Here is a 13,893-nt window from a genome sequence, read left to right on the forward strand (position 1 = left end):
AATAATGATTTACTTCCTCAACATTCCCGTTTTAGTCTGCCACTACACGGTTGTTACCTTGATGATCCTGCAAATAATAATGATACCTACTATCACTCAAAGATACAAATCCGGCATCTGTCAATAAAGTCTTGGGGATTCCATTTTCATAGATCACATTACCGCAATAATCAGTAGTAGTTGTATTTCCTGCGATACTATGAACAACACGCAGTTTTGAACCTGCTGCATCATAAAGATAAGAAATAAAGCTGCCATCCTCGAACTCTATACGATTTGGTAAATTTAGGTAATTATATTCAATAACGCTAATCTTTTTATTTAAATCTTTAATTAAATTACCATTGGCGTCGTAGAAGTACTCCATATCCGAATGAGAACCGTCTTTGAACTCAAATCCGTTATTATAAGCCGAACCTGTTGCGACATCATTCACCGCTTTCAACCGATTGCCATCAAGAGTCAAGAATAAATCATCCAACAGGGCATATTCACCGGATGCGATAAGACCTTTCCGCGATAATGAAAGGATATTTCCTTGTTTGTCATAGCTATAAGATGTATTGAATTTGTCACTTCTCGTATCACTTTCCAAATATTGAGCGTTCAATAGTTGTGACAGCCCGTCATATTCGAAGTCGTAACCACGGCGCACATTGTCGGAAGAAACAGCCCAGTCCATGCCGGAAATATTCCCATTGTAACAAACATTATTTGTTTCATTCGGACGCTTATCGTTATAATAGAGTTGTTGACTGAATAATGGATTGGAAATGCTTTTCACCCACGAACGGACATTGTATGAATAAGATGTTTTCAAATTCATATTACCGCTCCGTTTATTTGCTTTCAGACGACCTATGCAGTCATATTCGTTATCTGCCAGAGTAACACTTGGTTTTCCATTCAAAATATGCTTCGAAGTAAGCAGACGTCCCGCAGAATCGTAAGTATAAGTATATTCTTCCGTTTGAGTACTTTTCCCTGTTGCAGCATGAACATAACGCCGCTTCAACGGATGACCCGTAAAATCATAAGCAACATATTCTTTCTCGATACCGTCTGCCAGATGGGTTCCTGTTTTACTCTGTATCAACCGACCCCGATAGTCATAATACATCACTGAAGGCAGATAGCTTATTGCTTGCGAGCCGTCAAGCTGTGCAATCAACGTACCGGTCAATAGCGATTGCGCTCCTTCCGTGTAGCGTTCACCATAGCCGGCGAGCATGTCGTATTTATAGTTACTGTCGGTTGCCGAAGGTATTCCGTTTTTGCCCATGAACGCGTAATCGTCGTAGTAATTCACTGTCATTACCCGCGGAGCGATTAAGGTGACTCCTGAAACCGAATAACCTTTATAGACACCCATAGTGTTGCTACGTACGGCACTCACTGCTGTATTGAGCGAGGCTGTCCCGAAAATATTCTTGCAGATTCCCGTCAAACACTCACGTCCCAGACCGTCAGTAATAGAAAATACCCACTCTCCTCGTTTGCGCTGTTCTCCATCTTGAGCAAAAATCAGAGCGTCCGACTTGTCATAAACGTAACGTATCCAGTCCTGTCCCGGAAGACGCTTAGCTGTTAACCGGAAACGGGCGTCGTATTTGTAAAGATAGGCGTAGTTGCGGATTGTCGGGTCTGAAGTAGTCCATGAGTTTTCCGCACCATTCATGCCGTCTTCATTGTTCATCTCGTCCGCAGCCAAAGGCGGTAGGACTGCACGCAAATTCCCCCATTCATCGTAAATATAATAAGTGTCGTAGCACATAGCACCATCCTTAGGAATCTGCCTGCTCAGTACTACCTGACCGGAACTATTAGAGAACTCTATGACAGCGTTTCCGTCTTCGTCCGTTTTCCGGACAACTTGCAGGCTTCCTGTAGGATAATTTCCCGCATGCAGGATAGTCATCAAGGTGTCATTATTCTCAACCCCATCTGAAACCTGGTAATGGACGCAGTTTCGGATACTGTCTCCTGCAATATTAGTCAGTTGATATTCTGCACACACAGCCTTACCTTTCGACTGCCAGTCATCTCCGGTACCATACTGCATCACCGGACGGTTCATTTCCGATAGTTCATAGACAATATGCGAAAAAGGTGCCGATTCGCCATTGTATACCGCTTTCACGCTTTCCGATAAAGATGCAGCCGGAATATAATTACCCGCCTTATTTTCTATGGATGCTGGAAGCCATGTTTTATTGACACGCCCGTAAGAGTCATATTCAGATACCGACACGATATCTCCGCCTTCGGGAGACGCTCCTACCAATACAGACTGACTGGCGCGCCCCATCTCGTCGAAGTAATCCACTTTGTCCAGCCATTGACCGCCGAGGGAATCCCTGTAGGTTCGAGTCATTACATAATTTCTGTCAATAGATCCAACACTTTCTTCGATCGGTTTACCCATAATGCGTGTAGCGATTCCACCATATCCATTTTCTACTTTGGATACCACATAATAGACACCAGGGGCTATTCGAGGCATTGCCAGATAAGCGTTAGAAGGATTACCGCATTGCTCTGCACCAAAATAGTTATCATTGTCCGCCAGCAAATTTCCTGCCGCATCAAGCAAATAAAGATGTGTATCAAAAGCCTGCGAACCGCAATGTGAAAGGGTGAGCTCCATGATGCGGGACAAAGCGAAACGGTAGCAGACACCGTATCTGTAATCATTGCAACCCGGATAGCCTACCCCCGGAATGCTTGTATCCTTCGTGTCTTCATAGAAGAAAGGAGAATTAAAAGTACCTATTTCTTCGGCAAACTCCGTGACATTGGGAACGGGTATTACTTCTTCACCTGTAATGCGTGTAGTTATGTTTCCTTTAAGAAATTTAGAATTCTCGTATCCTCCAACTGACACCACATAATAGGTGCCGGCAGCAAGATTGCTCATTTCCAGATAAGCTTGTTTGGAATTTGCGCAATCATGAGGCGGAGTATTTTCAAAATTGGTTTTGATTTGGACACCTCGTTCATCCAATAAGTAAAGTTCCGTTGCATTCACCACCGATCCACAATGCGAAATCATGATATTCATGTCATGCGAAATCGTAAAACAATAGCAGACCCCATCATTATAGCGACCGGAACCTTGATAAGCAACAGAAGGATCACTTGTATCTTTGGTATCCACATATTCGAAAGGAGAATCAAGTGTACCGATATGTTCGGCAATCCGGGTGACACTCGGATATTCTCCCTTAAGTCCGGTATATATCCGTCCCTGATTTTTATCCCAACTAACAGCTATCACATATGTTCCCGCCGGAAGGCAGGAAAAAGACAAGTTTGCCAAAGTGGGGGGAGAATAGAAAGCACCGCATTCAGAGCCTATATGTTCCCAGGCAGAGTTATATAATGCCAGGCAAGTACTTTCCTGCGTCGTCCCGTTGTTTGATATAGTGATATCCATCGGTTGAGTCAGTGTAAACCGGTAATCAATATCGTACATCATATCTGGTAAAAGTTCCAGGCTTTTGCTTGTTGAAAACGGGGACGACCAGGTGCCCATATCTTCAAGATAGTCCAAATCCTGTCCGAATATGCTTCCGAAAGTAATGAAACATGTCAGAAGCAGACATAATATTCTTCTTTCCATATCATTCTGTTTTTTGTAAATTCGCATAATTATACTCATAGCGTTCGACGACCTCTTTCTTGTCATCCTTCAGGATATATATTTGCTTCAACCGTCCTCCCTCATCATACTCAAAGCCGGTGGTCATCCCAAGCGGATCAGTCACGGATGCTACACCGACAAGCGGTTCGTAAGTATAAGTAGTCACATGTGACGCAGGCAGCAAAAAACGCAAGTTATTTATCCTCCGGATTTCATAGGAAGAAAGAGTTGAAGCATCAGCAAGAGCTTTCACTGTATTTTCACCACCTAAAGCTGCCGCCACTTCGGCATACGTCGCATTCTCTACTCGTACTATGATATTCTGATTCTTGTATCCATAAAGATAAGCGACTGTTTCTTTATCATCCTTAGTTTCTTGCCGTATTCTTCCATGATCATCGTATAGGTAAGTAGCACGGACGTCACCACTATCCAAAGAATCACGCCGGAAAATAAGACTACTGGGGGTATAAACGTTATCGGAAGTTTTAATAAAAGGAGTTTCAATTCCAACATAAGATCCATTATAAACATATTCTTTTTTCACTACCGGATTAAGAATATTGCGCTCCGTCATTTCTGTATAAGGATATACATTTCTGTTGGTATAAGGATAAGTCAAAGTCGTGGTACGATTCGTACCGTCACTTGCAGTTTCAATGATGCAGGTCGGAAAAACAGTAGAAGGGTCACCGTATTCATATTCCATAATGGAACTAACCGTACCTTCATCCGTGTAGGTATTATGGTAGCTTTTCAACAGCAATTTAGCTCCAACTTTTATTGTTGTACGTGCGTAATCAATGTCATACATTATTTCACCAGGAATAAAGCCACTGACAGCTTTCCTGATAACGACATTTGAAGCAGCTTCTCCAATTAATATATTTCCGAAATTCTTTTTAGAAGAAGAATAGAAGTTCTCAATACTTTCCAACGGTTTATACATTCCCATATCATTTTTATACATAGTCTTGTTGGTCAGATGTCCGTATTGCCAACCATCATGCAAATTCCGTTGAATAGTATTGTATCCGACAGGAAAATAATCCGGGGATTTGACGGCATATTGATACACCGTTTTTCCAGAGTTGTTCTCAGGAGTTCCGTTGTATTCAGTTACACAATCATACATCACCGGAGATCCTCCGTCATATGTAACAGACCATATCGGATTACTGAAAAATGTGCGTTGTCGGGCAGAAATGTAAAAATCGTAATAAGGGGCAAAATACAAAGTCCCATGTCCATACCATACCGTCAGAGGATCCCCCAGATACAGTGCCTGGTCAAGCATGAAATAATTGAAATAATCGTCGATCAGAGAGTTTCCGTTTCCATCTTCGCCTATGCCGTACTTGAATGTACGGATTTTCATCTCCCTGTCTTTATTTTTCGTTACAATCTGCTTGATACGCAGCCCTCCGGCTATCCGGACTTTTTTGTTTGCTGCAACATAGCGATGCGCCTCGTAAACAAATTTATCAGTAGAACCAGTAGGGTAAGTAATTTCATCTAGTACTCCACACATCATATATTTCTCATCCGCTTCTCTAGAAAGTAGAGAACCAATATTTATATCGATATCAGAACTCTCCGAAGATCCCACCCCTCTCCTTGCATCTATCATCTGGCCGGGTATCAACGTTTCATCATCCGAACGATATACACCGTTGAAATATCCCCAATAGTCGATACTGCGGTCTCCCGGTTGTGGCAAGAGATCATGCTTATAATAGCCAAAGCGATAGTTTTCCAATATTTTTCCCTCCTCATCCGTTATTTCAATGCCTTCCAAATAGTAACGGTGTATCCATTTACTATTATTGGTCATGTAATTGAACCGGATTTCTTTAACATTATTTCCTGCAAGATCATATACTGTGATTTTCTGAAGTCGCGGACGATTTTGCTCTTTCGTAAAAACCAATTTTCCCTGACTGAACCGAATCTCACTCAAAGGTTGGGTATGTGTATGTAGAATACGGTTCGAAGACGAATAAAACGAGTCATCCCAGTCCGGGACGAGTTCCTTCTCCGTCTCATTATACTGATAAGTCTTTGTCTGATTATTAACCGTACTATAAATAATAGGATTCAGCATCCACTCATCAGGCAAATAATCACATACTTCCATGCATTCTTTCCGCTTCGTATGTGTACAGAGTGAACTATTAATTTTATCCCTTACTACCATATAATCATTATGCACCTTCACGTCATAAGAAAGTACACTGGTATCGTACACGAATGATATGGAATCTTTCCGGTTGGAAGCAACTAGAGACGATGCCTTCCATCCCACGACCTTTCCGTCCGCCCCGCCTGATTCTGTTCCTCCGTTAAATTTATAAATGGTTCCGTTGTCATCCACAATCTTAAAAAACGTATTCATCCAGTCAATACGGATATTTTCATAAGGGATTGGAAGAAATTGCCGGGTTGTATCTTTAGGCTCCATTGAGTACATAAACATTCCTTGTTTGCCAGGAAGACGATAATAATATTCGTCCGGATATTCTAAGTTTCCCTCTGTTGCCATAGTATATACATAGCTTTGCCTGTTATAGGCATCCTTATCAAAAGAGCAAGTCCGGGTTTTCGGGTTATCTTCATATCCCCGAATAGTCCTTGTTATCATCGGCTCCGCTACTAGATTCCATCCCAATCCCGTCCAACCAGCCACATCACTTAGTTTGATGCCCGAAGCATGATAAGTGAGATAAATGGGAAGAGTGACATCACCATTTTTCACTTCATAGAGCTGGATTTTTATTTCCGGCAGTCCAGTACTGTAATTTACGGGATAGACTATATTCTGTATCAGTGCCGTCGTAGCGGGCGTACCCACTGCTTCGTAGTCAAACAATGATTCCGTGTCAAGCGGATTGCTCCTTGTCTGCCCATGCAGATACGACTGGCATCCAAGGATCGCCAACAGCAAAAGTAAAAAACGATTTCGGAATATTCCTATTTTTTTTTGATATTTTTGTTTCATAATTTATATAATAATAGATTCGCTCATTTTCTTATACACTAATCTTTGTAGTAAAAAATCCACCCCCACAAGAGAGACATTCCATCTCTGCCTGCAGGAGTGAACAGGATTACAGATTCATCGCATTACCACCCAGCGCACCGAGCACTGCCGAAGCCACCGCGATGATTACCTTCAAAATGGTATCCCAAAGGGATCTTTTGACTGCCATAACTTTACACACCTCCTTTCCGACTCTTTAAATAATTAATCACTTCCTGAAAAACTCTATTACCTTAATTCATTGTTATCCTTTCAAAAACTGAAGTCTTATGTGGCGGAAGTACCGAACTCGTCTTTCACCTCAAAACACGGGCACGCCTTAATCCACTCTTCCGGTTCAATCTCCCCGTTTCCGTTACGGTCGGGCGAGAGGTCGCGATGTCCGCACACCCGACAGCCGGGAAACTTTTCTTGCAGCAGATTCACCAGTTGCCACAGTGAAGACCATTGAGCCGGTGTGCGGGTGTCTGCCGGGCGTCCCCGGCAGTCCAGTCCGCCTTCATAGCAGATGCCTATCGAGTGAGCGTTGAACCCCCGGACGTGCGCGCCGATACGGTCAATCGGACGGGTGAGGTGAACCGTGCCATCCTTGCGGATGTAGTAGTGATAGCCCGTACCGTTGAATCCGCGTCGCCGGTGCAGCGTTTCCAAATCATCCGGCGTAAGTGAACGGTCTTCACGGGTAGCGGAACAATGGATCACGATTAAGTCAATCTTTCTCATGGTGTAGCTGATATTTCTATTGCTGATTGCTGATTGTTGATTACTGATTGCCGGTTGTTGATTGCCGGTTTTTGATTATCGGCGACTACCGGTTGTCGGTTGCTGATAACCGGTTGCTGATAACCGGTTATCGGTTGCCAATAGCTTATGCTGCCGGATCCGGAGTTTCTCCGTCGTCGCCACCGCCACCGGGCTTCTCATTGCCACCTTCATCAGGAGTTCCGCCACCCTCGTTTTTCGTCTTGGGCGCATCGAGATCAAGAAACTCGATTTTTTCTCCGGCACGGGTAGATGTCAGATTAGGACGGACACTGCTCGAAGGACGGAAGTTGATGTTCACCGTCTTGATGTTTTTCATCGTGCACTTGTCCTTCGTGTCCGCTCCCAGTGTGGTGGCGGAAAGACTGAATACACCGAAGTCACGGATGTTGACGGATTTGCCGTCGAACAGTTCCGAGCGCATCGCTTCCACAAAATTGGTCAGCACACTCTGGATGTCTCCCAGTGAAAGAGAACTCTTGTCTTTCATGATGTAAGCGAGTTTATCCAAGTCTACACTCTGTCCCTGTGTCACAAGTTGCGGGTGAAATTTCACCACCCCGTCATCCTTTCTCGGGTCTTTACGACCCATTCTTTTAAATGGTATTGCCATGATAGATTAAAAATTGAGAATTAATAATTGAAAAATATTTATTACATATTGCGATTTTCGCAATGAGTATCGGGAGAGATGAACGAGCTCTGTTTCTTTCTCTTTCGATACCTCAAAGGTACTATATTACAGTGGGGTGAGATGACGTACTTTGTCTCGGATTGGCTTACTTTGTCTTACTTTCATTCAGTTTCATCCAAAGTGTATTTACTTTTATTCATATTGATTTTATTTGACTTACATAGTTGGCTATCCGGGGGATTTTTCGTATATTTGGAATACGATAATATCAATTTCCCGAAGATATGAAAGCAGAAACAGAAGAGGCGGTGGAAGAGCCGTTTGTCATACGTCCGTATTTGAAGTCGGAACTGGCACATTTGTACAATCCTTATGTACCGTTGGTGTATGCCATGCGGAAGATGAGGGAGTGGATCAGAAACAACAAGGAACTGTATGACGCTATGTACAGCGGTGGCGAAGGTAAAAACGACCACGCTTACAGCGCAAGACAGGTGCGGCTCATCGTGAAGTATCTCGATGCGCCGTGAATCTCTTCAGGTCAGATTCCGGTTAGCTATAACGAAAATAAAATTAGCTATAATGAAATCCGGATTAGCTATAACGAAAAAAAGATTAGCTATAATGAAAAAAAGATTTGCTATAATGAAAATAAAAGCGGCTATAGCGGGCTCCCGTGCAATTCATAACACTGGGGAAGATAAGCAAGCTGTGGTTTTTCTCCTATAATAACGTGTGTTCGATACAGTAATCCCCGAGCCATGCGGAAGGGGTACTATGTCAAACTCACATTATAATAATGTACGCGCTCGCGGGCGCGAAAGTTTTATCTTTTTTAGAGGAAAAAGCGTGTATTTGAGGTGGAGGGGCTCCACCTCAAATACACGCTTTTTCCATCAAATAAAATATATAAGAAAATAGACAGAATGAGTAAATGAAAGGAACAAAATAAAACGTACCTTTGCGTCTTTTTAAAACAACATTTTTTAACAAGACCAAAAAACCAGTTAAAATCATGAGAAAAAAGACATTTTTTCCGAAGGCTTCGTTTACCAGAACAAACAGGCCGTGACACTCGAAAAAGGGGAGTTCCCCCAAGTATCCAAGTCTATCACGCAGACGCTCGACATCGTCAATCACCTGTATAACAACAGGATAGTAGTCAGTCCCCGCGACCGCAAGAAGTATCTCCTTCCTTATGTCCATCTCTGCTATGACCATGACTCACCCTTTAAGATTAAAGGCCCCAAGTTCTTCGCAGAGTGGTTATTTCTGGCTGTCGATTTCAAGAAATCTGATGATTCGGACGAGTCATTAAGCGTGGAAGAGATTGATTGTGAGATACAAAGACTGAAAAGAACGCTTCTTGACGATTAGTAGTTAAGAGCCAAATGTTAAAAAACTGCTTTTTGGGTACAAAAAGCAGTTTTTTTATTCCACACGAAAAGCCGTCCTTTGCAGCGTGTCACTATTGACACAACTTAAATTCATATAAACAATTAAAATGGAAAATATCGTAATAACCACATACAGAGGATTATCACTCGTATCGGGAAGGATAACCATCCGGCAGTTGTTCGCATTTATCCGGGGAGATGTTTACCGCGACAGAATCCGGAGACTTCGGGAAGCCATGGAAGAGGGAGACACAGCGAAGGCAGACCGGATGAAGAAGCAACTGCCCTACCACACTATCACGGCTACCTACATTAAGGAAAGGTTGGCTTACAGTCTTGACACGTATCAGGACATCATCACGCTCGACTGTGACGACATGCCGACGGAAAAGCTCCCGGAATTCCGCCTGTTGGTGAATGAATGTCCCGACACGTTAGGGGATTTCGTCAGCCCCCGCATGCACGGGCTGAAAATCTTCGTCTATCTCACCGGCAAAGAAGCGGAAGCCTTGCGTGCCGAACTGAATGCGCTGGGAACTGTCGACTTCCCCACTCTGGAACGCTACCACCACCGCATGTACGCCTTGGCAAGCAGCAAATACGAGAAGCTGCTCAACACCAAAGTGGATACAAGCGGAAGCGATCCGGGACGGGGATTCTTCGTGTCGCATGACCCGGACGCCTTCCTCTCCCTCGAAGGGCTGGAAAACGTAAAGCCACTGACGGTCAAAGTGACTCTCCCCACCGAGGAAGAGTGCAAGAACAAGAAACGCAGGAATCCGGAACACCGCTCCCCGCTCCTTCCCGTACAGGAGAACGCGTCGCCCATCGAGCTGCAAGTGCAGCTTGACTTCCGCAAGGCGTTGGAATACACCCGACGCAAGGAACGTCTCGAGACGGGCAACCGCGACAATTTCTTCTATTGCCTGGGCAACCAGTGTTACCGCCGCCACATCACGGAGCAGGAAGCCGTCAGCCTGGCACACAGCCATTTCGGCGACCTTCCCGGCTTCGACCTCGGACTCCCCCTGCACAACGCTTACCAATACACCTCAAAGACCGACCATGCGGAAGAGGAAGAGAAAGAACCGAAAATCTGCCAGATCATCAAGTTTATGGACGAACACTACGAAATCAGGAGAAACGTAGTGAAAGAACAAATCGAGTTCCGGAAGACAACGCCCGAAATCCCTCCGGCAGAGTTGCCGCCTTTCAACGCGCTTCGCACAAAGGATCTCAACACATTCTATGTCAACGCACATGTAAAGAATATCAACTGTACTCAGGCTGACTTGAAAGCTGTAGTAGACTCGGACTACGCAAAGCCGTTCAACCCGTTTGTCCATTATTTCACCTCACTCAAGGCATGGGACGGGAAAACGGACTTTATCGGCCAACTGACGGGAACTGTGAAGGCGGCAGACCAGGCTTTTTTCGAGGACAGTTTCCGCCGATGGCTCGTAGGAATGGTGGCGTGCGCCATCGACGACGAGGTGCAGAACCACCAGTTGATGCTATTCCACGGCGCACAGGGAAAAGGGAAGAGCACCTTCATACGCCACCTTCTCCCGCCGGAACTTAAGGATTATTATCGCAACGGCATGATTAATCCCGACAACACGACCCATCTGCTGCAAATGTCGTCTTGCCTGATTATCAACCTGGACGAATTTGACACGCTCTCCCCGGAGCGTATGCAGAACTTGAAAAGCCTTATCACGCAAGATGTCGTGAACGAGCGCAAGGTCTATGATATCCAGAGTTATACGTACATCCGCCGGGCATCGTTCATCGCCAGTACCAACAATCCGCACTGCCTGCCGGATATCGGCGAGAACAGGCGTATCTCGTTCAACACGCTACTGGACATAGACTATCATACGCCCGTCAACCATGAGGGGATATACGCACAGGCATATGCGCTCTACCGGCAGGGATTCCAGTACTGGTATGAGAACGAGGAGATTACGTTTCTCAACAACCGCAATGAGGCGTTCCGCCAGAAAGACCCGATAGAGGAAAATCTTTTCTTCTATTTCCGTGCCGCCAGGCCGAACGATATACTGGCGCAATGGTATCCTGCCTCCTATCTGCTGTCGGTATTGAGCCTGAACGGGCGCACACAGTCCAACGCGCAGACGAAACAAATGCTGACCACGGTACTGGAAAACAACCATTTCCACTCACGGAAGACTTCCAACAAGGTGACGGAATATTGGGTGGTGGAATATTCACCCGAAGAACGCAAAGAAAATTCAATTCGACCGCAACTTCCGGTTCAGAAGGGATTGGAGTTGTGATTTTCGCACAAAACAACACATTCTTTCAACTTACGCACGGGCTTTTATCGGAAATCGGCACAGATGAAAGAGGTATAGGATAACTTATCACACGACAATGTGCGGGTGAGTCTTAGATATAAAAAAATCAGGCACGGATTACGCGGATTTCACGGTAGCTAATCATTTGTGATTAACAAAAACCGTGTTATCCGCGTAATTCGCGCCTTAGTTTTATAGCTATGGCTAAGCGTTAGCGTGGTTATTTATCGCCGTACATCTTTGCTCTCAATTCCTTGATATGGTCGGACGTGATATATTCATCATATTCCATCATCTTGTCGATGATACCGTTCGGAGTCAGTTCGATGATACGGTTGGCAACGGTCTGGATGAATTCGTGGTCATGGGAAGAGAAGAGGATATTTCCCTTGTACGTCTTCAGGTTGTTGTTGAATGCCTGGATAGATTCCAAGTCCAAGTGGTTGGTAGGAGTATCCAGAATCAGACAGTTGGCATTGCGGAGCTGCATGCGGGCAATCATACAACGCATCTTCTCACCACCGGAGAGTACGCTTACTTTCTTCAGCACTTCTTCGCCTGAGAACAGCATACGGCCGAGGAAGCCTTTCATATAAACTTCGTTGCCTTCGCCGAACTGACTCAACCAGTCTACCAGATTCAAGTCGGTGTTGAAGAAGTCGGTGTTGTCCAACGGAAGATAAGCGGTGGTGATAGTCACGCCCCAGTTGAAGGTTCCGGCATCCGGCTTCATGTTTCCGTTGATGATTTCGAAGAAGGCAGTCATCGCACGCGGGTTGCGTGAAAGGAATACGATTTTGTCGCCTTTCTCTACGTTGAAGTTGACGTCGTTGAAGAGCACTACGCCCTCTTCCGTCTTCTTGCTCAGTCCCGATACTTCCAGGATTTGGTTGCCCGGTTCGCGTTCGGGGGTGAAGATGATACCCGGATACTTGCGTGAAGACGGTTTGATTTCTTCTACGTTCAGTTTCTCAAGCATCTTCTTACGGCTTGTGGTCTGCTTGCTCTTCGCTACGTTGGCGCTGAACCGGCGGATAAATTCTTCCAGTTCCTTCTTCTTCTCTTCAGCCTTTGCCTTCTGGTTCTGCTGCTGACGGAGAGCCAACTGGCTCGATTCGTACCAGAAACTGTAGTTACCGGCAAACATATTGATTTTTCCGTAGTCGATGTCTACCGTATGCGTACATACGGAGTCGAGGAAGTGACGGTCGTGGCTCACTACGAGCACGGTGTGTTCGAAGTTGGAAAGGTATTCTTCAAGCCAGGTCACTGTTTCCATATCGAGGTCATTGGTAGGCTCATCCAGTAGCAGGTTGTCCGGATTTCCGTACAAGGCTTGTGCCAACATCACACGTACCTTTTCCTTACCGCTCAACTCACCCATCAATGTATAATGCTTGTCTTCCTTAATGCCCAGTCCGCTCAACAGCATGGCCGCGTCACTCTCCGCGTTCCATCCGTCCAACTCGGCAAAACGTTCTTCCAGTTCGGAAACTTTCAGTCCGTCTTCGTCTGTAAAATCTTCTTTGGCATACAGCACTTCGCGTTGTTTCATTATGTCCCACAACACGGTATGCCCCATCATTACGGTATCCATTACGGTAAAGGCGTCCCACTTGAAGTGATCCTGGCTCAATACGGAGAGGCGTTCGCCGGGGCCCAGGGCAATCGTACCGGTAGTTGGATCCAAATCCCCGTAAATCGTGCGGAGGAATGTAGATTTTCCCGCACCGTTCGCACCGATAATACCATAGCAATTACCACTCGTAAACTTCAGGTTTACGTCATTAAACAACACTCTTTTACCAAACTGTACCGAAACATTCGAAACTGTAATCATCTTACCTTTTTCTATTTAACTTTTAACTTTTTCGCTTTGAAGCCGCAAAGGTAGGTATTTAAAATGAATTATGAGCTATCCGGTATGTGCCAATCTGACATAAAAGTGTTACCTTTGCAGCGTTTTTTGGCAAAACGGCCAACTTGGCAAAGTTTTTGCAGGCAGAATCAATGACATCCGGTCAGCCCGGCATGTTTACAGGCGGTATCTTATACGGATGACGCGTGTTTTTTAAACAGTAAATAGTAATAAGTAA

9 protein-coding genes are annotated in these 13,893 nt (G+C 44.9%); 3 read left to right on the forward strand and 6 right to left on the reverse strand.

Annotation, left to right across the window (positions count from 1 at the left end):
• Positions 1–31: 31 nt before the first annotated feature.
• The 5 genes from AB5443_RS00635 to AB5443_RS00655 all read right to left on the reverse strand — a co-directional run bounded on the left by AB5443_RS00635 (position 32) and on the right by AB5443_RS00655 (position 8,058).
• On the reverse strand, positions 32–3,622 hold the full coding sequence (locus AB5443_RS00635; protein WP_277133481.1) for a DUF6443 domain-containing protein: 3,591 nt from the start codon (positions 3,620–3,622) through the stop codon (positions 32–34).
• Position 3,623: 1 nt separating this feature from the next.
• Positions 3,624–6,641 carry a hypothetical protein gene (locus tag AB5443_RS00640; protein WP_277133483.1) on the reverse strand — a complete coding sequence of 1,006 codons (3,018 nt, stop codon included), beginning with the start codon at positions 6,639–6,641 and terminating at the stop codon, positions 3,624–3,626.
• Positions 6,642–6,750: 109 nt separating this feature from the next.
• On the reverse strand, positions 6,751–6,852 hold the full coding sequence (locus AB5443_RS00645) for a smalltalk protein (RefSeq protein WP_156150155.1): 102 nt from the start codon (positions 6,850–6,852) through the stop codon (positions 6,751–6,753).
• Positions 6,853–6,950: 98 nt separating this feature from the next.
• Positions 6,951–7,406, reverse strand: coding sequence for an N-acetylmuramoyl-L-alanine amidase (locus AB5443_RS00650; RefSeq protein WP_044656505.1), 456 nt, complete (start codon positions 7,404–7,406; stop codon positions 6,951–6,953).
• A 145-nt stretch (positions 7,407–7,551) separates the two neighbouring features.
• The gene (locus AB5443_RS00655; protein WP_044656504.1) at positions 7,552–8,058 is read right to left on the reverse strand and encodes an HU family DNA-binding protein; all 507 of its coding nucleotides are present in this window, start codon (positions 8,056–8,058) and stop codon (positions 7,552–7,554) included.
• A gap of 305 nt (positions 8,059–8,363) precedes the next feature.
• Between AB5443_RS00655 and AB5443_RS00660 the strand changes: the two genes are divergently transcribed.
• From AB5443_RS00660 to AB5443_RS00670, 3 genes are all read left to right on the forward strand, one after another.
• On the forward strand, positions 8,364–8,609 hold the full coding sequence (locus AB5443_RS00660; RefSeq protein ID WP_277133487.1) for a DUF4248 domain-containing protein: 246 nt from the start codon (positions 8,364–8,366) through the stop codon (positions 8,607–8,609).
• 538 nt (positions 8,610–9,147) lie between these two features.
• The gene (locus tag AB5443_RS00665) at positions 9,148–9,456 is read left to right on the forward strand and encodes a hypothetical protein (protein WP_195407059.1); all 309 of its coding nucleotides are present in this window, start codon (positions 9,148–9,150) and stop codon (positions 9,454–9,456) included.
• Between the two features lie 127 nt (positions 9,457–9,583).
• Positions 9,584–11,776: a VapE domain-containing protein gene (locus tag AB5443_RS00670; protein WP_368113028.1), complete on the forward strand. Its 2,193-nt coding sequence runs from the start codon at positions 9,584–9,586 to the stop codon at positions 11,774–11,776.
• A 241-nt stretch (positions 11,777–12,017) separates the two neighbouring features.
• Here the strand turns inward: AB5443_RS00670 and AB5443_RS00675 are convergent, their stop codons facing one another.
• A complete protein-coding gene (locus AB5443_RS00675) occupies positions 12,018–13,637 on the reverse strand; it encodes an ABC-F family ATP-binding cassette domain-containing protein (protein ID WP_073348381.1) in 1,620 nt (539 codons plus the stop codon).
• Between the last annotated feature and the right edge of the window lie 256 nt (positions 13,638–13,893).

Origin of the sequence: Bacteroides sp. RTP21281st1_H5_RTP21281_210402 (genome assembly GCF_040918965.1) — a bacterium.
Classification (GTDB): domain Bacteria; phylum Bacteroidota; class Bacteroidia; order Bacteroidales; family Bacteroidaceae; genus Bacteroides; species Bacteroides congonensis.

Coding starts and splice junctions, on each gene's coding strand:
- AB5443_RS00670 (WP_368113028.1), top strand. CDS start 9,584: ATGGAAAATATCGTAATAACCACATACAGAGGATTATCACTCGTATCG.
- AB5443_RS00640 (WP_277133483.1), bottom strand. CDS start 6,641: ATGAAACAAAAATATCAAAAAAAAATAGGAATATTCCGAAATCGTTTT.
- AB5443_RS00655 (WP_044656504.1), bottom strand. CDS start 8,058: ATGGCAATACCATTTAAAAGAATGGGTCGTAAAGACCCGAGAAAGGAT.
- AB5443_RS00635 (WP_277133481.1), bottom strand. CDS start 3,622: ATGGAAAGAAGAATATTATGTCTGCTTCTGACATGTTTCATTACTTTC.
- AB5443_RS00660 (WP_277133487.1), top strand. CDS start 8,364: ATGAAAGCAGAAACAGAAGAGGCGGTGGAAGAGCCGTTTGTCATACGT.
- AB5443_RS00675 (WP_073348381.1), bottom strand. CDS start 13,637: ATGATTACAGTTTCGAATGTTTCGGTACAGTTTGGTAAAAGAGTGTTG.
- AB5443_RS00650 (WP_044656505.1), bottom strand. CDS start 7,406: ATGAGAAAGATTGACTTAATCGTGATCCATTGTTCCGCTACCCGTGAA.
- AB5443_RS00645 (WP_156150155.1), bottom strand. CDS start 6,852: ATGGCAGTCAAAAGATCCCTTTGGGATACCATTTTGAAGGTAATCATC.